Raw genomic sequence first — 23,755 nt, forward strand, 5'->3', positions numbered from 1 at the left:
CGGGTCACGGGAGCCGTGCGACCGGGCGTCACGGCCGGTCCGTGCGGCAATTCCTTTTAGTCCTCCGCCGCGAAGCGCGCCCATGACGACGATTAAGGACAGCGTCCACGACCACATCGAGGTCGAGGGCGTCGCCGCGGCCCTCCTCGACACGCCGGCGGTCCAGCGGCTCAGACACGTCAAGCAGTTGGGGACGGTCCAACTCGTGTACCCCTCCGCGAACCACACCCGGTTCGAGCACAGCCTCGGCGTCTACCACCTCGCCTCCGAGGCGCTCGCGCACCTCGGCGTCGACGGCAAGCGGGCCGACCGCGTGGAGGCGGCCGCGATGCTCCACGACGTTGGTCACGGACCCTTCAGCCACAACATCGAGGAGCTCACCCACCGTCACACGGGCAAGTACCACGACGACGTGGACGGACTGCTCGCGGAGGGGGCGGTCGGCGAGGTCCTGCGCGAGCACGACCTCGACCCGAGCCGCGTCGCGGACCTCGTCGCGGGCGAGGGACAGTTCGGCCAACTCGTCTCGGGGGAACTCGACGTGGACCGGATGGACTACCTCGTGCGCGACGCCCACCACACCGGCGTCCCTTACGGCACCATCGACACAGGGCGGCTGGTCCGCGAGCTGACGTTCGTCGACGGCGAACTCGTCCTCGACGAGGGGAACGTCCAGACCGCCGAGAGCCTCCTGCTGGCGCGGGCGCTGATGAATCCTGTCGTCTACACCCACCACGTCGCGCGGATCTCGAAGGCCATGCTTCGGCGCGCCGCCGAGCGCCTGCTGGAGGCGCCGGACGTGACTGCCGGACAGGTGCGGCGGATGGACGACCACGAACTGCTCGTCGCGCTGCGCACGAACCCGGAGAGCGGCGGCCTCGTCGGCCGGTACGACCGACGCGACCTCTACAAGCGCGCGGTGTGGGCCGAGTACGGCGACGTGCCGGAGTCGGTCCGCGAGGCCGATCACGAGCGGGTGCGGGACCTCGAGGCGGAGATCGCCGCGACCGCGGGCGTGACGGACGCCGACGTGATCCTCGACGTCCCGTCGGAGCCGTCGATGCGCGAGTCCACCGCGCGCGTGGTCGTCGGCGGGGAGGTCCGGCGGCTGGAGAAGCAGTCGCCGCTCGTCTCCGCGCTCCGGACCGCCCAGCGCAACCAGTGGCGCCTCGGCGTCTACGCGCCCGCTCCGGCCACCGACCGCGTCGGCCGGGCGGCCGCGAGCGTCCTCGGCCTGGAGGCGGACACCCTGATTAGCGACGTGCGCCGCGGGCTGCCGACCACGCTGGACGAGTTCGGGAAGTAGGCCGACGGGGACGGCGCCGGCGCCGAGACGGCTACCGCGGGTCGATCTCGTTGGCGGCCGCCAGCACCTCGTCGTGGAGGGCGCCGTTCGAGGCGACCAGCCCGGTCGAGTCGTGGCGCCAGCGGTCGCCGTCCAGGTCGGTCACGGTGCCGCCGGCCCGCCGGATCATGTGGACGCCGGCGACGGAGTCCCACGGGTTGCAGTCGACGTTGGTGATCACGCCCTCGATGGCGCCCTCAGCGACGGAAGCGAGCGCGGCCTGCGCGCAGCCGAACCGCCGGAGGTCGCCGAACCGCGAGACGATCGCCTCGCAGGCGCGAGCGTACTGGTCGCGCTCCTCGCGCGGCCACCAGATGGTCGGGACGACGGCGGCCGTCTCGGGGTCGCTCACGTCGCTGACGGCGACGGGCTCGCCGTCGCGGTACGCGCCCGACTCGTCGGCGGTGTACACGTCGCCGAGCGCCGGGAGCGCCGAGGCCGCCGCCACCGGATCCCCGTCCGCGACCGCCGCGACCGCGGTGGCCCACGTCCGCATCCCCCGGACGTAGTTGTTCGTCCCGTCGATGGGGTCGATGACCCACGCCGCGCCGGTCTCGGGGACCGCCTTCAGTTCGTCGTCCTCCTCGCCGACCATCGCGTCCTCCGGGAACGCCCCCCGGATCACGTCGATCACCTCGCGCTGGGCGGCCCGGTCCGCCTCCGTCACCACGTCGGTCTTGCTCGCCTTCGTCTCCACCGCGATGTCCGTTCGGAAGTGCTCGTGGGCCACGCGCGACCCCGCCCGCGCCGCGCGCTCCGCGACCGTCGCCCGGTCCTCGGCCCGATCCTCGCTCATACCCGCCCTGCGCGACCGCGCCCCGTATACGCGTCGGTTCGGTGACGCGACCGCGCTCGCCGGCCGCGGATCGCCCCGACGATTAACTCGGTTCCGAATCAGGGTACCCTTAAGAGGACCGAACCGGTACGTCTCCCCATGCGCCCGGAGGAAGCGGTCCGACAGCTCGAGTACGCCATCGACGCCAGCCTCGACGAGGAGGGCTCCCGCAGCGCGGCGAGCTACAAGCCGACGTTCGAGCGCGTCGCCACGCGCGCGGACGGCCGCGCCGTCTACGCGCTCGCGACGGAGCTCGCGGAGACGGTCGCCGACGGCACCCGCCCCTCGCCCGCCGAGGCCAACGCGGCGGCGGACCGGGTTGTCGACGACCGGATCTACACCGACGGCGGCCGGTAATCAGGACGGTCGCGCGGTCGGCTCTCGTCATCCGTCGTCCTTTTCGAGCGGGTTTTGTGCGTCGTGAGGCTTCCGGACTGCGTTCCGCCGCCATTTATGTAACACCGCGGTCGGTGTTGCCGTCCCCTCGGTCCCGACGCGGACCGCCGCGGAGCGAACATCCTTGTACCGCGGGCCGAAGGTGTGGGTATGAGCCAGACACACACGCCGGCGTTCGTCGGGGCGCTCGACGACCTCGGTGTCGAGCACTCGCGGGCGACGCCGGCCGACTGCGCGGACGCGGTCGCGGCGGCGGTCGAGGGCGACGCGGTCGGCGTCCCTCTCGGCGACGGCCTCGCGCTGCCCGACGCCGTCGAGACGGCGCCGACGAACGGCGACCTCGAGGCTGCGGACACGGGCGTCACGCCCGCGGGGTTCGCGGTCGCGGAGACCGGGAGCGTCCACCTCCCCTCGGACGCCGCCGGCGTCGAGCCCGTGAGCCTCTACCCGTTCAGACACGTCGCGGTCGTGCGGGAGTCGGCGGTCCTCCCGGACGTGCCGGCCGCCGTGGCGCAGTACGGGGAGGTCCTGCGGAACGGCGGGTCGGGCGTGCTCGCCACCGGTCCGAGCGCGACGGCGGACATGGGCGAACTCGTCGTGGGCGCGCACGGGCCGGGCGAGGTGCACGTCGTGGTCGTCGAGGACGGCGACGACCGCGACGACGGCGACGACGCGACGGCCGCGGACCGGGCGGAGGGCGACGATGAGTAAGTCCGACCGCGCGGCCCGCATCCGGGAGGTGATGCGCGAGGAGGGCGACTCCGTGGGCCACCACGCGCGCAGCCACGAGGAGGGCCGCCGGGAGGCGGTGCGGGACCTGCCCGACTACGAGACGCTGAAGGGCCGCGCTCGCGCCACGAAGGAGGACGCCATCGAGCGCCTGCCGGAGTTGATCGAGGACCTTCGCGAGAGCGTCGAGGCCAACGGCGGCACGCTCTACGTCGCCGACGACGCCGCGGACGCGAACCGGTACATCACCGAGACCGTCGGCGACGCCGACACCGTCGTGAAGTCGAAGTCGATGACCACCGAGGAGATCGAGGTCAACGACGCGCTCGCCGAGGCGGGCGTCGACGCCGTCGAGACCGACCTCGGCGAGTGGGTGATCCAACTGGCGGGCGAGTCCCCCTCCCACCTCGTCGGGCCCGCCGCGCACAAGCCCCGCGAGGCCATCGCGGAGCTGATCGCCGCGGAGTTCGACCTCGCGGACCCGCCCGAGACCGCCGAGGAGCTGACCGCGTTCGCCCGCGAGAAGCTCTGGGAGACGATCCGCACCGCGGACGTGGGGATGACCGGCGCGAACTTCGTCGTCGCGGAGTCCGGCTCCATCGCGCTCGTGACGAACGAGGGGAACGCGCGCAAGGTCGCGACGACGCCGGACACCCACGTCGCCGTCGCGGGCGTCGAGAAGGTGATCCCGACCGTCGAGGACCTGGAGCCGTTCGTGGAACTGCTCGGTCGCTCCGGCACCGGCCAGGACCTGACCGTCTACACCTCCCTCCTGACCCCGCCGACCGCGAGCCCGGTGCCGGACTTCTCCGACCCGGACGCGCCGCTCGTCGACGAAGAACCCGGCCCCTCCGGAGAAGCGAACCCCGACCGCGAGTTCCACCTCGTCCTGATCGACAATGGGCGACTGGCGATGCGGGACGACGAGGACCTGAAGGAGACGCTCTACTGCATCCGGTGTGGCGCCTGCGCGAACTCCTGCGGCAACTTCCGGAGCGTCGGCGGCCACGTCTTCGGCGGCGAGACGTACACCGGCGGCATCGCTGGCGGCTGGGAGGCCGGCATCGAGGGGCTCGACACCGCCGCGGAGTTCAACGACCTCTGTACCGGCTGTTCGCGGTGCGTCCCGGGCTGTCCGGTGGAGATCGACATCCCGTGGATCAACACGGTCGTCCGCGACCGGATCAACCGCGGCGAGGCCGGCGCGGGCGAGTTCGACCACCTCGTCGACGGGCTGACGCCGGACGAGGAGCCCGCGGGCCTGGACCTGGGCACGCGGCTCGTCGGGAACTACGCGACGCTGGCGGAATGGGGCCACCGGACCGCCCCCGTCGCGAACCGCCTCGCGAACGCCGGTCCGGTCCGGTCAGTCCTGGAGCGCGTCGCGGGGATCGACCGCCGGCGCGATCTCCCGGAGTTCGCGTCCGAGAGCCTCGTCGAGTGGTTCGCGGCGCGGGGCGGCCCCGCCGTCGCCGCCGACGAGGCCGAGCGCGAGGCGGTCGTCTACCCCGACACGTACACGAACTACGTGGATCCGGACCGCGGGAAGGCGACCGTTCGGACCCTCGAAGCCCTCGGCGTCCACGTCCGCGTCCCGGACCTGCCGCCGAGCGGCCGGCCGCCGCTCTCGCAGGGGATGGTCGCGACTGCAGAGGCGCGGGCGGAGGCCCTCTCGGACGCGGTCGCCGGGCACCTCGACGCCGGCCGCGACCTGGTGGTCGTGGAGCCGAGCGACCTCGCGATGGTCCGCTCGGAGTACGAGAAGTTTCTGGCGCCGGCTGCCTTCGATCGGATCGCCGAGGGCACCTACGACGCGATGGAGTACGTGCACGGCCTGATCGACAACGACGCGGGTGGCGGGCTCGACGCGCTCGTCCACGGCGGGGGGGACGAAGGAGGCCGCGACCGCGAGGTCGCCTATCACCCGCACTGTCAGGCGCGGACGGTCGGCGTGGCCGCCCACGCGACCGAGGTGCTGGAGCGCGCCGGCTTCGACGTGCTGGAGTCCGACACCGAGTGTTGCGGCATGGCCGGCTCGTTCGGCTACAAGGCCGACTACTACGAGCTGAGTCTGGACGTGGGCGAGCCGCTGGTCGAGCAGTTCGGGGGGAGCGACCGGACGCTGGTCGCGACCGGAACCTCCTGCGGCGAACAGCTCGACGCGCTGTTGGACCGGCCGGCCCGGCATCCGATCGAGCTGATCGCACCGCGAGAGCAGCCGACCTCGTAGGGGAAGTCGCCTCTCCCGTCCGACCGTCAGACGCGCGTCGGCGGACAACGAACGCTTATTAGGCGCGCTCGTGACCACACGGGTATGGACGCAGTTCCCGAGGAGATCACGAGCCTCGTCGGCCGCGAGGTCTACTCCAACAACGGCGTGTTCGTCGGCGAGGTCGAGGACGTGCGCCTCGACCTCGACGCCGAGTCGGTCACCGGGCTCGCGCTGGCGGAGTTGAACGGCGAGCTGTTCGCGGGGACGGACATCGGACGCAACACCGGCGTCATCGTTCCGTATCGGTGGGTTCGGGCGGTCGGCGACGTGATCCTCGTCAACGACGTCATCGAGCGCCTCGACCGCGGCGAGGAGGAGTCCGAGGAAGCGGCCGTCTGACGCGTGACGCGACTGTCGACCGGCGTCCCGATCCTCGATCGGCGGCTCGACGGCGGGCTGGTGTCGGGGAGCGTCGTCGCGCTCGTCGCGCCGCCGGAGTCCCAGAGCGAACTCCTGGCGACCGCCTTCGCGGCGGCCGGCCCGACGCTGTACCTCACGACGCTGCGCCCGGAGCGGTCGGTCCGCGAGTCGCTGGCGGCCGCCGGCGTCGAGGACGTCACTGTCCGCCAGTGTGACGCGGAGGCCCTCGCGACCGACCCCGCCGGCGTCCTCCGCGACCTGCCGACCGGCGGCCGGGTCGTGATCGACGTGATGAACCCGCTCGAACGGATGGAACGCCGGCGGGGGGCGGGCGTCGTCGCGGCCGTGAGCGACGCGGTCGAGGCGGAGGGGGGTGCGGCGCTGTTACACTGCCTGGAGGAGCCGGGACTCGACGACGGTCGCGTCCGGACGCTGGCGCTCGCGGACGTGGTCTGCTCGCTGGAGCTCAGCCACACTTCGCTGTCGATCGACAACCGGCTCCACGTGACGAAGTTCCGGAACGGCGCGGCGCTCACCGAGCCGATAAAGGTGAAGCTCGCCGACGCGGTCGAGGTGGACACCAGCCGGGACATCGCCTGAGTGCGGCCGTCACCGCGGCGTCCCCGACGGCCGCTCTACGACCCGTTCGATCCCTCGGAGCCCTCGACGCCCATCGCGTCGAAGAGCTTGCGGCGGACCGCCTCCTCGGTGAGCTGGAGCAACGTGTCGCGGTTCTCGTCACTGGTCTCGATGCCGGTGAAGATGCCGAGCGGGATCTCGACGGACCCCTGCGTAGAGTGGCCGGCCGCGTCGCCCATGTCCTCGAACGCCTCCTGCAGCACGTTGCCGATGTTGATCCGGATGTCCTTCGAGCGCGCGGAGAGGTAGATCTTCTCGTCGGCGATGCCGAGGACGGCCGTCGTCGTGATCCCCTCCAGGTTCAGGAGGTGCTGGGCCGCCTGCGCGAGCGCCTCGCGGTCGCGGATGAAGCCGGCCGTCGAGAAGAGGTGGCTCCCCTGCACCTCGCGGTTCTGGATCGCCTCCGCGAGCACGTCGAGCGTCTCCGGGCTCATCGACGGCGACTCCACCTGTTCGAGCGTGTCGTGGTTCGCGAACGGATGGAGGTACGCCGCCGCGGTCAGGTCCGCGGGCGTGGTGTCGCGTTTGAAGTCCAGCGTCTCCGCGCGGATGCCGTACAGCAGCGCCGTGGCGACCGCCTCCGACGGCGAGAGGTCGAACTCCTGGAGGTACTTCGTGAGGATCGTGGAGGTCGAGGAGACGTTCGTGCGCACGTCGACGAAGCGGGCGTCGACCTCCGCGTCGGCCTCGTAGTGGTCGATGTAGACGTCGACGTCGGCGTCGATCTCCATTTCCGGCTCGCCGGACTTGGCGTGGTCGACCAAGGCGATCGTCTCGTAGGCGTCGAGCGGATCGGCCTCCTCGCGCGAGAGCAGGTCGATCCCGAGCAGGTTGACGAACGCGCGGTTCTCCTGATGTCCCACGTCGCCCGTGTAGAGGATGTCCGCGTCGACGTCGTACGCCTCCGCGATGGCCTGCAGGGCCGTCGCCGAGGCGATTGAGTCCGGGTCGGGGTTGTCGTGGGTCAGGATCGCCAGCCGGCCGTCGGACTCGCCGGTCTCGCGGAGGATGTCCGCGAGCTGGCGGGCCATGTACTCCAACTCGCCGGTCTCCAGCGAGCGGAGCGCGGAGTCGGCGATCACCGTCGAGGGGTTGATCACCACGTCCGCGCCCAGGTCGCGGAGTTCGTCCTCGCTGACGGGGTCGGAAGCGCGCACGACCACGTAGTGTTCGCCGCCGCGCTCGCGGATGGCCTTCACCGCCTCCTTGTTCGCCTCCACGTCCGAGGCGAGGATCAGGATGATGTCGCGGTCCGCGACCGCCTCGCCGACGCCCTCAGCGGCGATGTCCTGTACCTGTGCGTTGAGGTCCTGGTCGCGCAGCGCCTCGACTCGGCTCTCGTCGCGGTCCAGTATCAGCACGTCCCGGTCGCGGTCGGTCAGGTCCTCCGCGACCGCATGGCCCACGCTCCCACACCCGAGTATCGCGTACCGCGTCCGCGATGAACCACCGGAGCCTGCACTCATTGGTTGTCGCGTCTCGGGTCGGCCGACACTTAACAGGCGCGCTTGCGACCCCGACGGCCCCGTATCCGCCGTTGCGAGCGCCCTCCGTTCTGTTTGCCGTGGCGAAGGCGACCGCGGTGCCGTCCCGCGATGTGGCGTGCGGACCACCCACGCGGGACCGCCAAAAGGAAACGCCTTTTAGGGCGACGCCGGTACGAAGGAGTGAGGGCCGGTAGCTCAGTCAGGGAGAGCGACGGACTCTTAATCCGTCGGTCGGGGGTTCAACTCCCTCCCGGCCCGTTTCTGTCGCCGCGAGCAACGTTCGCGAGCGGCGGCCGTGTGAGGAGTGGAGGGCGTTGAACCAGAGAGTAAAGCGAGCGAAGCGAGCGGTACGACCGTGGTTCAACTCCCCCCCGGCCCGTACACTAATCGTCGAGCGACAGCGAGGCCTTTTCCGACCCTTTTTGCCAGCCGCTTCTGAGAAAATTCTGTCACTCGCTTCCGAGGCTATGCTGGTTCCGTCTCCAGCGACGCGCCACACTCCGGACACTCCTCGTCCATGTCCGTCGCGGGGGCGTCACACGCCGGACAGAACACGCGCTTGCAGCTACGGTCTCCCATGGGTCATGTTGGCGCGGAACGCTTCTGAGCCTTTCGGCGTTCTCGGAGAGATCCCCCGAGTCGCCGACGATCACTCCCCCTGGTCGGTCGCCAGCGCCGCCTCCTTGAGTCGGCGGCCGCGGTCGGTGGAGACGGTGAGCTCGGGGACCGGCGTCGGGTCGTTGTCGGCGTCGACCGCGACGAAGACGAACGTCGACTCGGTGGTCTGTTCGGTCTCGCCGGTGCGGGGTTGCTCGCGGAACGCCTGCAGGCGGACGCGGACGCTGGTGCGGCCGGCCTCGTAGACGTACGCGCGGATCACCGCGGTGTCGCCGACGGGGATGGGGCGCTTGAAGTCCATCCCCTCGATGTTGGCGGTGACGCAGGTCTCGCCCGCGAAGCGCATCGCGGACATCGCGCCCACCTCGTCCATCCACTTCATCACGTTGCCCCCGTGGGCGGTGTCGTAGTTGTTCGTGTGGTTGGGCTGGATCCGCGAGCGGTTCTCCAGGTAGGTGTCGACCAGGTCCGTCATGGTCGATGGTCGCGGCCGGCCGCCTTGAGCGTTGGCCGTGCGGCGCTCCGGCGGCGTCGGTCGATGGTCGCGGCCGCGGCTCTCGGACGCCGACCGGGCGCTCCGCTTTCGAACCGAAACCCCTTTTCAGGCGCCCGTCGCCGGTTGGGACGTGACCGACCGCGACGACCGGTTGCAGTTCTACGCGCTCTACCTGACTCGCTTCGCGGAGGGATTCGGGTTCGTCACGCTGCTGACGCTGCTGCCGACCTACATCAACACGCTCGACCCGCAGGCGACGACGGTCCTCGGCGTCACCATCAGCGCCGGGTTCGTCATCGGGCTCTACACGACCGGCTTCACGTTCGCGCAGACGGTCGCCGTCGTCCCGCTGGCGTGGGCCGGCGACCGCTTCGACAAGCGCTCGGTGCTGCTGTGGACGCTCGGGGTCGGCGCGGCCGTCTACGCGCTGTTCCCGGTCGTCGACTCCTCGCTCTCCTTTATCCTCGTCAGGGCCTTGCAGGGCGTCGCCGTCACCGGCGCGGGCCTGATGAGCCTCTCGCTGGTGGGCCAGATCGCGGACGTGGGAACGCGCGCGCACCACATCGGCCGCGCCAACGCCGCGTCCTTCGCCGCCTCGATCCTCGGCTCGCTGTCGGCCGGCGCCATCTACGACGCCCTCGGCTTCGACCCCATCTTCACGCTCATCGTCGCGATGATGGCGGTCGCGTGGGCCGGCCTCTACGTCTACCTCGACGCCGACGAGACCCGCGTCGAGGGGTTCCCGTTCAGCGACCTCGCGCTCAACCGCAAGCTGTTGACGATCACGAGCTTCCGGTTCCAGTACGCGTTCGCGGTGACGATGGTCCGGACGTGGATCCCCATCTACGCGGGGACGACGATGGCCGCCGGCGGGCTCGGCGTCGCGGGCCTCGCGGTCGCGGTCACCGTCGCGATGGAGAAGGGGACCAACATGGTCGGCCAGCTGTTCACCGGCCGGCTCTCGGACGACCACGGCCGCGCCCTGTTCGTCTTCTGTGGCGGCGGCGGGTACGGCCTCGTCGCGCTCGCCATTCCCTTCGCGCCGGAGGTCGGCGCCGCGCTCGGCGTCCCCGCCTCGCTCCCGCTTCTGGGCGAGACGCCGCCCGCCTACCTCCCGCTCGTGGGGCTCTCGGGGCTGCTGGGCGTGGTCGACTCCTTCCGCGAGCCGGCCAGCATGGCGCTGTTCGCGGACGAGGGAACCGACGACGGCGGCGTCGCCTCCAGCTTCGGCATCCGAGAACTGGTCTGGCGGCCGGGGTCGGTCGTCGGCCCGATGCTCGCCGGGTGGCTCATGGTCGAGGTGAGCATGGACTCGGTGTTCTACGTCGGCGGCGCGTTCGCGATCACCGGGGTGCTCGCGTTCCTCGCCATCCTCCTCAACGACTACGGACGGCGCGCGCTGACGGCGTGGTGAGCGCGCGGCTCGGACCATCCGCGCGGTGAGCGGCGCCCGGCCGCTCCGTCGGCGGGACTCCGCCGGTTCAGGCGTCCCGCTTCGCCAGCGCCGCCCGGTAGTGGTGGGTGCTCTCGCCGTCGCCGCGGCGCACGTCCGCGACCGCCCACGCGGTTCCGACCGCCGCCTCCCGCAGTTTCTCGGGCGCGAACAGCCGGAAGACGAGCGCGGGGTCGGCGTCGCCCTCGTACTCGAACCACATGACGCGGCGACCGACCCCCGGCTCGGGGTCCGCGCGGTAGCCGAGCAGTTCGCGCGTCGCCTCGTACTCCGGGTCGTAGCAGTCGACCACCGCGGTCGCGTCGCTCGTCGTCACGTGCGCGAGGTCGCCGAGAAACTTCCGGAGCGCGCGCTGTGAGGGCGCCAGCCCGAGCTGGGTCCCGTTGGCCAGCGCCGAGCCGAACCGGTCGGCCGGGAACTGCGCGGGGAGGTCGAACATGTCGCCCTCGCGAGCGTCCCGGACGCCGCGCTCGCGCATCGTCTCCACGAGGGCGGGGCTCGGCTCGACCGCGACCGTCTCGAACCGCTCCTGATAGTAGCGCGCGTGGCGCCCGGCCCCCGCCCCGAGGTCGACGAGCGGTCCCCGAAGCCGGTCGTCGAGCCACCGCTGGCCGGGGTCGTCGGGGTCCGGCGGCGTGAAGTAGAACGCCTCGACGGGGTGCTCGCGCGTCTCGTCGCCGTCGCGGTGGATCAGGGGCGCGTCGCGCTCGCCGCGGCCGTGGTCGCGGATGGCGCGGCCGAACGCGTCGGGGCCGACGTGCGGCATGTCGGAGGCGTCGCCGTCCGCGGCCAAAAGGCTGCGTGAGAGGCGGTACCGAGACGCAGTGGCGCTACCGAGGACTGAGCGGCCGCTCGCCGATCGGAAGTCCACGCGAGAGAACGGTCGAGAACGCCGGCCGCGTTCAGGCCGAGCCGTCGACGAACTGTTCGGGGCCCTCGTAGAACCAGTAGCCGGCCTCGCGCATCGCGCGGCCGAGTTCCTGGTGGAACTCCACGAAGTCGGCGAACTCTTCCTGTTCGACGTGCTCGAAGATCTCCTCGACGGAGACGACCGTCTCGTAGTCGATCCGGATGGGGTGGTCCCCGAACTCCTCGACGTAGTCGGCCGCCGAGAGCGGGAAGTCCTCCTCTTCGTCGATCTTCTTCGCGAGCACCGCGTGACCGTAATTCCGCATGCCCTCGCTCCCCTGCTCGCCGTCGGGGTCGTGTGGCCAGTCCATACTCGAGGTTCGCGAGCGGGTGGGATAGTCGTTACGTTCCCCGTCACGCCTCACCACGGCCCGTCGTAGTTCACCCGCGGCCGGTCCGCGTCGAGGCCGAGTTCGCGCAGCGTCGCGGTCGCGTTCTGGACCGGACCGGGCGCCGGCCTGTCGAGCGCGTCGCCGGCCGCCTCCCGGAACCGGACCGTCCAGTCGCCGTCGACCACGACCGCGGCCCGTCGCGGGACGTCGGTGTGCCCCTCCCACGCGTCCGCGAGCAGGCCGTAGGAGGCCGCGACGCGCCCGCTCTCGTCCATCGCGAGCGGGAAGGGCAGCTCGAACCGGTCGGCGTATGCGACGCCGGCGTACAGCGAGTCGCCGCGCACGCCGACCACCGACAGGCCGTCGACGGCGGCCCATCCCGCGTCCCGCATGCCGCACAGCTCCGCGGTGCAGGTCGGCACGAAGTCGGCCGGGTAGAAGTAGATCAGGACGGCCTCGCTCGCCTCGACGCGCCGGAACAGCTCGAACTCGACCGCCGTTCCGTCGGCGACCGCGGGCGCGATGAAGTCCGGGGCCTTGTTCCCGACGGTGACCATGCTCGGCGGTCGCGGCGCCGAGACAAAAGGTGTGGGGTCGGCCGCGGCGCCGCCTCAGAGGATCGTCCCGTGTTTCTTGTCGGGCAGGTCCTTCTCCACGTCCGCGTAGAAGTCGAAGCGGGCGGCGAGTTCGGCGCGCAGTTCCGAGGGCGGAACGATCTCGTCGATGACGACCTCGCTGGCCATCCGGTGGACGTCGATGTCGCGGCGGTACTCCTCGCGGAGTTCCTGCTCGCGCTCCGCGCGCTCCTCGGGGTCGTCGATCGCGTCGAGCTTGTTGGCGTACACCGCGTTGATCGCGGCCTCCGGACCCATAATTCCGATCTCCCCCGAGGGGAGCCCGATGACACTCTCGGGGTCGTAGGCCGGCCCGCCCATCGCGTAGATCCCCGCGCCGTACGCCTTCCGGACGACGACGGTCTGCTTCGGGACGGTCGCGGAGGAGGTGGCGTAGATCATCTTCTTCCCCTTCTCGAGGATGGCGTCCTTCTCGACCTGCGAGCCGGCCATGAAGCCGGGCGTGTCACAGAGGTACAGCAGGGGGATCTCGTAGGCGTCACAGGTCCAGATGAACTCCGCGGCCTTCTCGGCGGCGTCCGGGAAGATGGCCCCCGAGCGCTCGGTCGGCTGGTTGGCGACGACGCCGACCGGGCGGCCGTCGATCCGACAGAAGGCGGTGACGATCTCCTTGCCGTACGACCCCTTCAGCTCGAAGACGGACTCCGCATCCGCGATCCGGTCGAGCAGGTCGTGCACGTCGTAGGCGCGGTTCGGCGATTCGGGGATCAGCTCGTCGATTCCCTCGGGCGAGAACTTCGGCGGCTTCGTCTCGGCCCGCGGCGGCTTCTCGCCGGCCTGGTCGGGGAGGTAGGTGATCAGCTCGGAGACGAGTTCGCGGGCGTGCTCCTCGTCGCGGGCGACGAGGTCGGCGGAACCGGACTCCTCGGCGTGAATCCGCGGCCCGCCGAGGTCGGCCATCTCGATCTCCTCGCCGGTGACCATCTTCACCATCCGCGGGGAGGCGATCGCCATCGCGGACATCCCCTCGACCATGACGGTGAAGTCCGCGAAGACGGGGGTGTACGCCGCGCCCGCGATGCAGGGGCCGTAGAGCACGCAGATCTGCGGGACGTAGCCCGACAGCATCGAGTGGTTGTAGTAGTACTTCCCGATCCCCTCGCGGTTGGCGAAGAAGCCGGTCTGCTGGTCGATCCGGCCGCCCGAGGAGTCCATCAGGTACAGCACCGGCTTCCCCGTCTTGAGCGCGCGCTGTTGCATCCGCAGGAACTTCTCGACGCCCTTCGCGGCCATCGACCCCGCCTTCACGGTGAAGTCGTTGGCCATGAAGTGGACGTCGCGGCCCTCGAACTCCGCGGCGCCGGTCAGCAGGCCGTCGCCGGGGACGCGGTCGCCCTCGTCGTACTCGTCGCCGTCGGGCGAGCTGGGGTGCCAGTCGTCGAAGGCGGCGAACTTCCCGTCCTCGAACCGCAGGCCGGTGGGCGCCCCCTCGGAGGCGGCCGCGTCGCCCGGTCCGCCCGTCCCGCCCTCGCCGCCGAACCAGAGGTCCAGCCGGTCGCGGACGAACAGTTTCCCCTGCTCGGGGAGCCGCTCTTTGTACTTCTCGGGACCGCCCTGCAGGATGTCGTCGATCTCCGCCTGCAGGTCCCGCTCGCGGTCGGTCGGACCGCGGCCGTCGTCGAGGGGGTACTCCGGCTCGCTCGGCGCGGCGGTCGCGGCGGGGTCGGCCGCCTCGCCGACGTACACCTCGACGTCGGCGCCGAGGTGGTCGGCCAGCGACTGCGCGATGGCGGCCGCCTCGTCCGCGGTCGCGCCCTCGCCTACGTGCACCTTCATGCGCGCAAAATTTGTGCCGGATCGCAAATGGTTTTCCATGCACGACCGCGGGCTCGGGGATACCGACCGCCGCGAGTACCGGCGGACCGCCTACCCGAGCGCCGCTTCCAGCCGGTCGATCAGGGCTTCGTTGCCGACGTGGAGCGGGACGCGCTCGTGGAGGTCCCCGGCCGGCACCTCGAGGACCGACCGCTCGCCGTCCGAGGAGGCGCCGCCGGCCCGCTCGACCACGTAGGCGATCGGGTTCGCCTCGAACTGGAGCCGGAGCTTCCCGTCCGGCGCGTCCGCGAGCGCCGGATACGCGAAGACTCCGCCGTAGGTGAGCACCTGGTTCACGTCGCCGACCATCGCACCGCCGTACCGGAGCTTGAGGTCCTCCTCGACCCCGCGGGCGAACGCGCGGAAGTCGTCGGGCCAGTCCGGCACGCGCCCGCCGAAGCCGTAGACGGTGGGTCGTTCCGGGAGCGTCAGGTCCGCCGTTACGACCTCGCGGGAGACGCCGGACGCGGGCGTGGCGCCCGCGTCGGTCGCGGCGTCCGCGCCCGCGCCGTTGCCGATCACCTCCTCGCGCACGCCCGTCTCGGTCGCCACGACCATCGTGGTGATCGGGCCGTAGAGCACGAACCCGGCGCCGACGAGCGCGGTGCCGGGCGCCGGGAGCGGGGCGTCGTAGACGCCGACGACGGTCCCCATCGCGTTGTTCGACTTGAGGTTCGAGGAGCCGTCGAGGGGGTCGACCGCGACGCTGAGCCCCTCGCCGCAGTCGACCGGCTCCGGGCGCTCCTCGCTGGCGTAGGTCCCGACGCCGTCGACGGCGGCGATCCGTTCCGCCAGCAGGTCGTCGGCGTACTCGTCGGCCGCCAGCACCGATTCGCCGGAGGGGTTCTCGGTCCCGCTCTCGACGCGGCGGCCGGGGAGCGCGGCGCGGACCTCGGGAGCGGTTTCGGCGACCGCGTCGAAGACGGCCTCGACGACGCGCTCGCGGTCGGGGACGACGTCCTCCCCCATCAGTCGAGCGCGGCGTCGTGAACCTCGCCGTTGGCCTCCCGGAGCGCCTCGCGCGGCTCGCTCCCGCCGAAGATCACCGCCTCCAGCGCGTCCAGGATCTGCTCGGGGTTCTCGCGCTGGAAGACGTTCCGCCCGACGGCGAGCCCCTTCGCGCCGCCGTCGAGTGCCCCCTTCACCGTCTGCAGGAACGCGAGGTCGTCGGTCTTGGAACCGCCAGACATGATGACCTTCGTCGGGCCGGCCATGCTGGTCGCCTGCTCCATCGCCTCGGGCGAACCGGGATACTTCACCTTCGCGATGTCCGCGCCGAGTTCCAGTCCGAGTCGGGCCGCGTAAGCGATCGTCTCCGGCGCGGTGTCGTCCTTCAGCCCCTGGCCGCGGGGGTACGACCACATGACCACCGGCAGGTCGCGGTCGCGGGCGGCCTCCTGTGCGTCGCGGAACTCCTCGGCCATCTCGACCTCGTGGTTGGAGCCGCCGTACAGCGTGAACCCGACCGCGTCGGCGCCGAGTTCGTCCGCGTACTCGACCGAGCAGTTGACCGCGGAGTCCGGTTCGCCCATCCAGAGGTTGGAGGTACCGTTGAGCTTCAGGAGGAGCGAGACGTCGTCCGCGTAGTCGTCGTAGTGCGCCTCCGCGACGCCCTTCTGTACGGCCAGCGCGGTCACCGCATCGTGGCCCGCGAGTTCGAACACCCGCTCTGGGTCGGCAGTCGCCGGGTTGGGGTCGAAGTCGACCGGCCCGTGTTCGAGCCCGTGGTCGTACGCGAGGATCAGCGCCTTCCCGTCGCGCGTTATCGCCTCGTCCGCGTGGGGTATCATCGGTTCGAACTGCGGTAAGATCGGATAAAAAGACTGTGGTGGGAACCGTTTTTAGAACGAATGTCGTAGCGCTCTCCAGAGCGGTTCTCGGTCCCTGTGAACGCTCCTTACGAGTACAAAAACGCTTACTACTCGATGAGTAAATAGTCGGTCCTCGACGGCCCGGCGGCGGTCGGGCGTCATCCGCTCAGTCGTCGGCGCGGCGAGCGGCCTCGTACCACGCGGTCACGTCGTCGGGGTCGAGTTCGAGCACGTCGGCGACGTGTTCGGGGTCCGCGGTCGCGAGGCTCCGGACCGAGGTGATGCCGGCTTCCGCCAGCAGGTCCGCCGCCGCCTCGTCGACCGCGTCGAGGTCCGTCGTCGGGGTCGGCGCCGAGCGCTCGCGCCACGCCGCCTCGGCGGCGGTCGGGTCGCCGCTCCCGTCCGTCTCCGCGGGGTCCGCGCCGCCGCCCATCGCGTCCGCGACCCACGCCGCCTCGTCCGCATTCGCGTCCTCGGCCGATCGCTCCTCGGCCGCCGCGTCCGCTCGCTCCTCCCAGTCGCCCGAGGAGGCGGCGACCCACGCGGCCTCCTCGTCGCCGAAGCCGCGGACCTGCGTCGACCGGCTGGCGAGCCCGTCGCCCGCCTCGAAGGACCACGACAGCGAGTGCTCGCGGCGGATCTTCGCGGCGACGCCGGGGTTGACGCCCGCTTCCACGAGGATCCGGTAGGAGACGCGCTTGTCGGTCACGTCGGCGGCCGTCAGGTCGGCGTCCGCGAACGCGTCTGCCGTCGCTGGACCGACCCACTTCAGGTCGGTCGGGACAGGTTCGCCGCTCGGCTGGTCGTCGGCATCAGCGTCGGAGCCAGCGTCGGCGTCAGCGTCGGCGTCGTCGGCCAAGCTCTGTCACCCGTTGTCGGCCGTTCGCGGATCCGGCACTTGAAGCTTTCTCCGCGATTCTCGACAGGAAGAACCGGCGCTCCGGTACGCTTACCACCCCCGAGTCGGCAGGGACACCCATGCGAGGGCTGGACGACATCGAGACGGTCGGCGTCGTGGGCGCCGGCACGATGGGCAACGGGATCGCGCAGGTCGCCGCGACCGCGGGCTACGACGTGGTGATGCGCGACATCGAGACGGCGTACGTCGAGAACGGCTTCGACAGCATCGAGTCGAGCCTCTCCCGGCTCGCCGAGAAGGGCGAGCTGGACGAGGACCCGGCGGCGATCCGCGACCGGATCGCGGGGACGACCGACCTCGCGGACCTGGCGGACGCGGACCTCGTCGTCGAGGCGGCGGTCGAGGACATGGCGATCAAGCAGGACATCTTCGCGGACCTGGAGGACGTGGTCGACGCGGAGGCGGTGCTGGCGACGAACACCTCCACGCTCTCTATCACGACCATCGCGAGCGCGACGGAGCGCCCCGAGCGCGTCGTCGGCCTCCACTTCATGAACCCGGTCCCGATCATGACCGGCGTCGAGGTGGTCACCGGCGAGCGCACGGCCGAGGAGGCGGTCGCGTTCGCGCACGCGTTCGCGGAGGCGCTCGGCAAGGAGACGTGGGAGTCCGACGACAAGCCGGGGTTCGTCACCAACCGCATCCTGATGCCGTGGATCAACGAGGGCGTCCGCGCGTACGACGAGGGCGTCGCCACGAAGGAGGACATCGACACGGGGATGAAACTCGGCACGAACGTCCCGATGGGCCCGCTCGAACTCGCCGACCACATCGGGCTCGACGTCGTGCTGGACGCCAGCGAGACGCTCCACGAGGAGCTCGGCGACCGCTACAAGCCCGCCTACCTGGTCAAGCGGAAGGTCGACGCGGGCGACCTCGGCAAGAAGACGGGCCGCGGCTTCTACGAGTACGACTGAGCCCGCGCGCACCGCCGCCGTGTGCCGGCGCGGGGACCACCCCGGTCAGTTGTCGTCGTCGCTCGCGGTCCAGCGGCGCGCGCCGGGCACCAGCGCGACGAGTTTCGTCACGTAGCCGAGCTTGAACAGCCCGAACTGCGAGAGCACGCCGAGGGCGAACACCCCGAGGAAGGCGGGCGCGACCGGGTCGAACAGCAGGGGTTCGAGCGCGAGTTCGCTCCCGGCCGCCTCGAACGACGCGACCGTCAGCGACCGAGTGGCGAACGCGGCACCGATGAACGCGGTGGAGAACACGAGCGTCGAGCGCGTGAGGACGAAGCCGAACACGGCGCCGACCGCGACCCCCGCGAGCGTGGCGCCCGCGAGCAGGAGCGTCCCCTCCAGCCCGCCCGCCCCGCCGGCGTACAGCGGCCCCGCCACGAACCGGCCGAGGAACCCGCCGACGACCGCGCCGATCCCCAGCACCGCGAACGACAGTCCGGAGTACGCGAGGAACGCGCCGACCGCCGCGCCGCCCAGCACCGCGACCGCCGAGAGCACCGCGCCCTCGACAGCGAGGAACCCCGTCAGCGTCGGCGCCAGCGCGTACCCCGCGCCCGCCCCCACGAGCAGTCCGGTCAGCGTCACGGCGTAGACCGACACCGCCGCGCCGACGAACGCCAGCAACAGACCGGCGACGATCAGCCCGGCGTCAACCGGTGCGATCTCGAACATGGTTGGTCGGTTTCCGTGCGTTCACTTAAAACTCGGAGCTTCGGACTCCCAACCAAGGTCGTGTTCGAGGGCGATACTGAGTGGAGCGGCGTGGTTTTGTCTTTTTCCTGTCAGAATTCGTTGTTTCTGTGTCTGTGGTCGATCCTGCTGATCAGGACAGCAACGTCCAGAAAGCCCCAGTCGGCTCGACCGGCCGCGCCTCGCTGCGCGCTCGCGCCTCTCAGCACCGCCCGGCGCGAGTGCTTACGTCGTCGGGGCCGGATCGAGCCGACTGCCCCTTTCAGTCCCACCTACCGCAACCGCACCGCAGGCCTCGCACCTCCCCAACCTCGGCGGCGGCGCGGCCGCGAAACCGCACGGCAGGCGGCCGCGCCGCCGCCTCCCTCGCGCGGTCGCGGCGACACAAGGTCGCCGCGGCGCGCGCCGACAGCACGGCACCGCAACCGCTCACGACCACACCGCAACAGCACCGCACCGCCACGAGTTTCAGAAAAGCGAGATTTCGGAATCGGTCTGCATCACTCAGTATCGGGCTGTTGCTGGTCCAGAAGGTCAAAACGCAGCGTTACGGTCGGAAACGGCGGCGTACACCGAGCGACCGTCGAGTTCCTACTCCTCGTCCTCGTCGCGCATCTCCGAGAGGCGACCGACCAGGTCGTCGGTGGATGCCTCGCTCTCGAAGGAGACCTCGCCCTCGTGGTCGTGCTCGTGGACGCTGACGGCCTCGGAATCGTCGTCCTCGTCGGTTTGGTTCCCCGTTTCCTGCTCGGATTCATCGTAGCTGCCAAAGCCCATGTGTATCGGTTCGACCCCCCACGGAAAACTCGTCCGGCCGCGGAGCGCCGCGACAACGGCTGGCGCGGTTGCGGACCGGTAGCGTGGCTCGGTCCCGCATTCGCGCCCGGGAGCGGTCGAGAGCCAGCCGGAATCCGTCGTCCTTTTGCCCGCGGGCGCGCTACATCGGGTAAGCGATGGCGACGTACCACATCGAGACGTACGGCTGCACCTCTAACCGGGGTGAGAGCCGCGAGATCGAGCGCGCACTGCGGGACGGCGGCCACCACCCCGCCGAGGGACCGGCCGATGCCGACGTCGCCATTCTGAACACCTGCACGGTCGTCGAGAAGACGGAGCGGAACATGCTCCGGCGCGCCGAGGAGCTCCAGGAGGAGACCGCGGATCTGGTCGTCACCGGCTGCATGGCGCTCGCGCAGGGCGAGCAGTTCCGCGAAGCCGGCATCGACGCCGAGGTGCTCCACTGGGACGAGGTCCCCGACCACGTGCTCAACGGCGAGTGCCCGACGGTCACGCCCGACACCGAGCCGGTGCTCGACGGCGTCGTCGGCATCCTCCCCATCGCGCGCGGCTGCATGAGCAACTGCTCGTACTGCATCACGAAGTTCGCGACCGGGCGCGTCGACTCGCCCTCCGTCGAGGAGAACGTCGAGAAGGCCCGCGCGCTCGTCCACGCCGGCGCGAAGGAGATCCGGATCACCGGACAGGACACCGGCGTCTACGGCTGGGACGACGGCGAGCGCAAGCTCCCCGAACTGCTCGACCGCATCTGCGACATCGACGGTGAGTTCCGGGTCCGCCTCGGGATGGCCAACCCCGGCGGCATCCACGGCATCCACGAGGAGCTCGCGGACGTCTTCGCCGAGAACGAGAAGCTCTACGACTTCGTCCACGCGCCGGTCCAGTCCGGCTCCGACGAGGTGCTGGAGTCGATGCGCCGCCAGCACCGCGTCGACAAGTTCCGCGAGGTGGTCGAGACGTTCGACGACCGCCTCGACGAGTGGACGCTCTCGACGGACTTCATCGTCGGCTTCCCCACAGAGACGAGCGCGGACCACGAGCGGTCGATGGACCTGCTCCGGGAGGTCCGCCCCGAGAAGATCAACGTCACGCGCTTCTCGAAGCGCCCCGGCACGGACGCCGCGGACATGAAGGGCCTCGGCGGCACCGTCAAGAAGGAGCGCTCGAAGGCGATGTCGGAGCTCAAGATGGAGGTCGTCGGCGAGGCCTACGAGTCGATGGTCGGCACCGAACGCGAGGTACTGGTCGTCGAGGAAGGCACCGGAGACTCCGTGAAGTGCCGGGACTCCGCCTACAGACAGATCATCGTCCAGAACGCGCCCGACCGCGGCGTCGAGGTGGGCGACGTTCTCGACGTCGAGGTGACCGGCCACAACACCGTCTACGCGTTCGCGGACCCGGTCGACGCCTGACCGCCGTTTTTCTCAACCGCTGTCGCCGAGAGGGCTCCTCACACCGCCACGAGCGGCAGGTACAGCAGGATGCAGCCGACGCCGTGCAGTCGCGTCAGCGACTCGCGGCGGTACAGCAGCGCGACGACGACCGCGGAGGCGACGAGCATGTAGGCGGTCGCGAGCGTCGCGGTCCGGGGGTCGCCGAGCGTGATGCCGCCGACCGCGGCGCCGACGCCGAGCGAGAACAGGGGGTCGGTGATGTTCGACCCGAGGAGCGTGCCGCCAGCGATGTCGCCGCGGCCGCGTCTGACCGCCGCGAGCGCGACCGCGACCTCCGGGAACGTCGTCCCCATGCCGGTGAGCAGGCCGAGCGCGTGCGCGGAGACACCCAGCGTCGCGGCGAGCTCCCGGGAGCCGGTGACGAGCAGGTGGCCGCCGACCGCGACCGCCGCCAGTCCCACTAGGAGCCACGCGACCGGGTGCGCGACGGTCTCGGTCTCCTCGGTGCCGGGCGCGCGCTCGACGTACACCTCGGCGTCGACGCGCCGCGAGAGGAAGCCGACGTACAGCGCCGCCATGGCGACGCCTTCGATCCGGGAGACGTCGCCCGACCCGACCGCCACGAGCATGACCGTCATCGCGGCCAGCATTCCGCCGCCGTAGCGCCGGACGTTCTCGCGGGCGACCTCGAAGGAGGCGACGACCGCGACGAGCCCGATCCCGAGCGTGATCTGCGCGGTCGCGGAGCCGGCGATGTGGCCGACCGCCAGTGAACCGACGCCGTACGCCGCCGCGTACGCGGCGGTGGCGATCTCCGGCAGCGAGGTGCCGACGGCGACGACGGTGACGCCGACGAGGAACGTCGAGAAGCCGATCCGGTCCGCGAGCGTCCCCGCAGCCGCGACGGTGCGGTCGCTCCCGGCGACCAGCAGGGCGAGCCCGCCGGCGACGGCCGCGACCGCGGCGTGGAGGCTCATCGTGGTGTCCGGTGGTCCGGCCCCGGTCCGTTGGTCCGACCCCGAGTCGTTCCCGTCCTCGTGTGACCGTCTGAAAAGGCTGTCCGTCAGGCGTCGCCGTCGAGCGTCACCGACTCCGTGGCGGCGTTGCGGAGCGCGTCCGAGCGCCCGAACGTCCCCGGCGCGATGGCGAGCGTCCGGATGCCGTAGCTGTTGGCAGTCTCGACGACCGGTTTGAAGTCCGTGTCGCGGGAGGCGATGGCGATGGTGCCCGCTCGTTCCTCCGCGGCGTACCGGGTGGCGTCGACCGCGAGCTTCACGTCCACGTCGCCGCTCGTGACCACGACCTCGTAGCCGCGCGCCTCCGCCGCCTGAATGAGTCCCGGCGTGGCGTGCTCGTCGAGGTAGAGCCGCGTCGTCACCAACTGCCCCTCCGCCTCGGCGGCCTCGCGCACGTCGTCGAGGTCGACGTCGAACTCCTCGCGCAACACGTTCGGGCCGTCGACGAACAACGCGACGCCTGCCGGCCCCTCCTCCGCGTCCATACCCCGCGTACCTCCCCGACCGGCAAAGGGCTGCTGGTTCCCCGCCCCGGTCGATCCGGGCCGTTCACCCGGTCGTCGGAGTCGGAACCGGGTTCGGCAGCCCCGAGAGTACGACGAAGACGTAGTAGAGGAAGACCGCGAGCGCGACGACCGCCAGCAGGGCCAACAGCAGGAGGACGACCATTTCGCTCCTGCCGCGATTCCCGGGCCCAGTTCTCATCGGGTCGGGGGTCGCGTGAAGCAGGCAAAAAGGCGTCGTCGTAAAGCGGTGCGGCTCAGTCGTCGGACGGAGCGGGCGGCGACCGCACGGGTTCGCCGTCGACCGGCGAGTCCGGGTTCGCCTCGCGAGCCGAGGTCGGGAGCCCGAGCTGTGCGTCCACGTCGGCGTCCTCGCGCAGGCGGACGCGGCCCTTGTGGACCGAGACGGCGTCCGCGAGGTGGAGCCGGACCGCCTCCAGCAGCGCCTCGGCCTCGAGCGGCTGCCCGCGGGCCTTGATGTCGTCGACGCTCGCGCCGTCGGGCACGTCGAACGCGCGCTGCGTGACGACCGGCCCCTGATCGAGGTCGGTCGTCACGTAGTGGGCGGTGACGCCCGCGACGCGGACGCCGGCCTCCTTCGCCTGTCGGTACGCCTGCGCGCCGGGGAACGCCGGCAGCAGCGAGGGGTGGATGTTGAGGATCCGCCCCTCGTACCGGAAGACGACGTTCGGCCCGAGGATGCGCATGTAGCGCGCCAACACCACCAGATCGACGTCGTACTCGGCCAGCAGGTCGAGGATGCGGTCCTCGTCCGGCGAGCCGTTGCCGTCGCCCACGTCGTAGAAGGGCTTGTCGTACCGCTCCGCGAGGCCGCGGAGGTCGCCGCGGTTGCCGATGACGACCGGGATCTCCGCCTCCCCGTCCTCCGCGAGGTCGCCGTTTCGCTCGGCCTCCAGCAGCGTCTCGGGCGCGTGGCTCTCCTTCGTGACGAGCAGCGCAATCCGCCGGGACTCGCGGTCGTTCGGGAACCGCACCTGAATGTCCACGTCCAGCTCGCGGCCCAGGTCCGCCAGCGCGCGCCGGAGCTCCTCGCGGGAGGTGTCCAGGTCCGAGGCGTCGACCCGCATCGTCATCCGGAACAGCCCGTCCCGGACCGCCTGGTCGAGGTCCTCGATGTTGATCGACCGCTCGAACAGGAGGGTGGTGACCCGCGCGATGAGTCCCGTCTTGTCTCCTCCGACCACGGTGATCTCGGTCAGTTCGCGCGTCATGCGACCACCTCCGTCGGTTCGAGCGGAACCATGGACCTACCGAGGCACCGGACGGTTTAGCCCCTTTCGCTCCGCGCCAGGTCTGCCACGGCATCCCATCGGCCGAGTGCTC

The 23,755-nt window shown here is 71.0% G+C and carries 24 protein-coding genes, 1 tRNA gene and 1 pseudogene; 10 read left to right on the forward strand and 16 right to left on the reverse strand.

What is annotated here, in order from left to right:
* The first annotated feature begins 82 nt into the window (after positions 1–82).
* Complete coding sequence (locus ACQE3L_RS06675) at positions 83–1,306, forward strand: HD domain-containing protein (RefSeq protein WP_426962989.1); 1,224 nt, start codon at positions 83–85, stop codon at positions 1,304–1,306.
* Positions 1,307–1,337: 31 nt separating this feature from the next.
* Here ACQE3L_RS06675 and ACQE3L_RS06680 read toward each other — a convergent pair whose 3' ends face one another.
* Entirely contained in the window at positions 1,338–2,141 is an 804-nt protein-coding gene (locus tag ACQE3L_RS06680; RefSeq protein WP_426962991.1) for an inositol monophosphatase family protein, read from the reverse strand.
* Positions 2,142–2,279: 138 nt separating this feature from the next.
* On the opposite strand from ACQE3L_RS06680, the gene ACQE3L_RS06685 reads away from it, so the two are divergent.
* The 5 genes from ACQE3L_RS06685 to ACQE3L_RS06705 all read left to right on the forward strand — a co-directional run bounded on the left by ACQE3L_RS06685 (position 2,280) and on the right by ACQE3L_RS06705 (position 6,537).
* On the forward strand, positions 2,280–2,537 hold the full coding sequence (locus ACQE3L_RS06685; protein WP_058366123.1) for a hypothetical protein: 258 nt from the start codon (positions 2,280–2,282) through the stop codon (positions 2,535–2,537).
* Between the two features lie 189 nt (positions 2,538–2,726).
* Entirely contained in the window at positions 2,727–3,287 is a 561-nt protein-coding gene (locus ACQE3L_RS06690; RefSeq protein ID WP_426962992.1) for an LUD domain-containing protein, read from the forward strand.
* Complete coding sequence (locus ACQE3L_RS06695; protein ID WP_426962993.1) at positions 3,280–5,535, forward strand: LUD domain-containing protein; 2,256 nt, start codon at positions 3,280–3,282, stop codon at positions 5,533–5,535. The genes ACQE3L_RS06690 and ACQE3L_RS06695 overlap by 8 nt, the downstream gene beginning before the upstream one ends.
* 84 nt (positions 5,536–5,619) lie before the next feature.
* The gene (locus tag ACQE3L_RS06700) at positions 5,620–5,916 is read left to right on the forward strand and encodes a PRC-barrel domain-containing protein (RefSeq protein WP_058366126.1); all 297 of its coding nucleotides are present in this window, start codon (positions 5,620–5,622) and stop codon (positions 5,914–5,916) included.
* A gap of 3 nt (positions 5,917–5,919) precedes the next feature.
* Entirely contained in the window at positions 5,920–6,537 is a 618-nt protein-coding gene (locus ACQE3L_RS06705) for an RAD55 family ATPase (RefSeq protein ID WP_426962994.1), read from the forward strand.
* Between the two features lie 35 nt (positions 6,538–6,572).
* On the opposite strand, the gene ACQE3L_RS06710 is transcribed toward ACQE3L_RS06705, so the two are convergent.
* Complete coding sequence (locus tag ACQE3L_RS06710; protein WP_426962995.1) at positions 6,573–8,042, reverse strand: DHH family phosphoesterase; 1,470 nt, start codon at positions 8,040–8,042, stop codon at positions 6,573–6,575.
* 205 nt (positions 8,043–8,247) lie between these two features.
* Here ACQE3L_RS06710 and ACQE3L_RS06715 point away from each other — a divergent pair.
* Positions 8,248–8,321 (forward strand) — tRNA-Lys (locus ACQE3L_RS06715).
* A gap of 391 nt (positions 8,322–8,712) precedes the next feature.
* Here ACQE3L_RS06715 and ACQE3L_RS06720 read toward each other — a convergent pair.
* The gene (locus ACQE3L_RS06720; RefSeq protein WP_426962996.1) at positions 8,713–9,156 is read right to left on the reverse strand and encodes an acyl-CoA thioesterase; all 444 of its coding nucleotides are present in this window, start codon (positions 9,154–9,156) and stop codon (positions 8,713–8,715) included.
* Between the two features lie 151 nt (positions 9,157–9,307).
* Between ACQE3L_RS06720 and ACQE3L_RS06725 the strand changes: the two genes are divergently transcribed.
* On the forward strand, positions 9,308–10,591 hold the full coding sequence (locus tag ACQE3L_RS06725) for an MFS transporter (RefSeq protein WP_426962997.1): 1,284 nt from the start codon (positions 9,308–9,310) through the stop codon (positions 10,589–10,591).
* A 67-nt stretch (positions 10,592–10,658) separates the two neighbouring features.
* Here ACQE3L_RS06725 and ACQE3L_RS06730 read toward each other — a convergent pair whose 3' ends face one another.
* The 7 genes and pseudogenes from ACQE3L_RS06730 to ACQE3L_RS06760 form a co-directional block, all read right to left on the reverse strand.
* Entirely contained in the window at positions 10,659–11,396 is a 738-nt protein-coding gene (locus tag ACQE3L_RS06730; protein WP_426962998.1) for a methyltransferase domain-containing protein, read from the reverse strand.
* A 136-nt stretch (positions 11,397–11,532) separates the two neighbouring features.
* Positions 11,533–11,850 (reverse strand): DUF5785 family protein, encoded by a 318-nt coding sequence (locus ACQE3L_RS06735; protein WP_058366132.1) that lies wholly within the window; start codon positions 11,848–11,850, stop codon positions 11,533–11,535.
* Positions 11,851–11,900: 50 nt separating this feature from the next.
* Positions 11,901–12,428: a peroxiredoxin family protein gene (locus ACQE3L_RS06740; protein ID WP_426962999.1), complete on the reverse strand. Its 528-nt coding sequence runs from the start codon at positions 12,426–12,428 to the stop codon at positions 11,901–11,903.
* Positions 12,429–12,482: 54 nt separating this feature from the next.
* The gene (locus ACQE3L_RS06745) at positions 12,483–14,282 is read right to left on the reverse strand and encodes an acyl-CoA carboxylase subunit beta (RefSeq protein WP_426963000.1); all 1,800 of its coding nucleotides are present in this window, start codon (positions 14,280–14,282) and stop codon (positions 12,483–12,485) included.
* A 90-nt stretch (positions 14,283–14,372) separates the two neighbouring features.
* Positions 14,373–15,290, reverse strand: a complete 918-nt coding sequence (locus ACQE3L_RS06750) for a class 1 fructose-bisphosphatase (protein WP_426963001.1) — start codon at positions 15,288–15,290, stop codon at positions 14,373–14,375.
* Positions 15,290–16,111, reverse strand: a complete 822-nt coding sequence (locus tag ACQE3L_RS06755; RefSeq protein ID WP_426963002.1) for a class I fructose-bisphosphate aldolase — start codon at positions 16,109–16,111, stop codon at positions 15,290–15,292. The genes ACQE3L_RS06750 and ACQE3L_RS06755 overlap by 1 nt, the downstream gene beginning before the upstream one ends.
* Before the next feature lie 187 nt (positions 16,112–16,298).
* Positions 16,299–16,916 (reverse strand): annotated as a pseudogene (locus tag ACQE3L_RS06760) (DUF7409 domain-containing protein); the annotation flags it as partial.
* Between the two features lie 194 nt (positions 16,917–17,110).
* Between ACQE3L_RS06760 and ACQE3L_RS06765 the strand changes: the two are divergent.
* A complete protein-coding gene (locus ACQE3L_RS06765) occupies positions 17,111–17,968 on the forward strand; it encodes a 3-hydroxyacyl-CoA dehydrogenase family protein (RefSeq protein WP_426963003.1) in 858 nt (285 codons plus the stop codon).
* A gap of 45 nt (positions 17,969–18,013) precedes the next feature.
* On the opposite strand, the gene ACQE3L_RS06770 is transcribed toward ACQE3L_RS06765, so the two are convergent.
* Together ACQE3L_RS06770 and ACQE3L_RS06775 are read right to left on the reverse strand one after the other, a co-directional pair.
* On the reverse strand, positions 18,014–18,682 hold the full coding sequence (locus ACQE3L_RS06770) for a phosphate ABC transporter permease (protein WP_426963005.1): 669 nt from the start codon (positions 18,680–18,682) through the stop codon (positions 18,014–18,016).
* 609 nt (positions 18,683–19,291) lie between these two features.
* A complete protein-coding gene (locus ACQE3L_RS06775) occupies positions 19,292–19,477 on the reverse strand; it encodes a DUF5786 family protein (RefSeq protein WP_426963006.1) in 186 nt (61 codons plus the stop codon).
* A gap of 176 nt (positions 19,478–19,653) precedes the next feature.
* Here ACQE3L_RS06775 and ACQE3L_RS06780 point away from each other — a divergent pair, with 176 nt between their 5' ends.
* Positions 19,654–20,910: a tRNA (N(6)-L-threonylcarbamoyladenosine(37)-C(2))-methylthiotransferase gene (locus tag ACQE3L_RS06780; RefSeq protein ID WP_426963007.1), complete on the forward strand. Its 1,257-nt coding sequence runs from the start codon at positions 19,654–19,656 to the stop codon at positions 20,908–20,910.
* 38 nt (positions 20,911–20,948) lie between these two features.
* Here the strand turns inward: ACQE3L_RS06780 and ACQE3L_RS06785 are convergent, their stop codons facing one another.
* The 4 genes from ACQE3L_RS06785 to ACQE3L_RS06800 all read right to left on the reverse strand — a co-directional run bounded on the left by ACQE3L_RS06785 (position 20,949) and on the right by ACQE3L_RS06800 (position 23,643).
* Complete coding sequence (locus tag ACQE3L_RS06785; RefSeq protein WP_426963008.1) at positions 20,949–21,869, reverse strand: sodium:calcium antiporter; 921 nt, start codon at positions 21,867–21,869, stop codon at positions 20,949–20,951.
* A gap of 86 nt (positions 21,870–21,955) precedes the next feature.
* Positions 21,956–22,393 carry an NYN domain-containing protein gene (locus ACQE3L_RS06790; RefSeq protein WP_426963009.1) on the reverse strand — a complete coding sequence of 146 codons (438 nt, stop codon included), beginning with the start codon at positions 22,391–22,393 and terminating at the stop codon, positions 21,956–21,958.
* Positions 22,394–22,457: 64 nt separating this feature from the next.
* Positions 22,458–22,613: a hypothetical protein gene (locus ACQE3L_RS06795; RefSeq protein ID WP_426963010.1), complete on the reverse strand. Its 156-nt coding sequence runs from the start codon at positions 22,611–22,613 to the stop codon at positions 22,458–22,460.
* Positions 22,614–22,668: 55 nt separating this feature from the next.
* On the reverse strand, positions 22,669–23,643 hold the full coding sequence (locus tag ACQE3L_RS06800) for a formyltetrahydrofolate deformylase (RefSeq protein WP_426963011.1): 975 nt from the start codon (positions 23,641–23,643) through the stop codon (positions 22,669–22,671).
* Between the last annotated feature and the right edge of the window lie 112 nt (positions 23,644–23,755).

It is taken from the genome of Haloparvum alkalitolerans, assembly GCF_050122995.1.
GTDB classification, from domain to species: domain Archaea; phylum Halobacteriota; class Halobacteria; order Halobacteriales; family Haloferacaceae; genus Haloparvum; species Haloparvum alkalitolerans.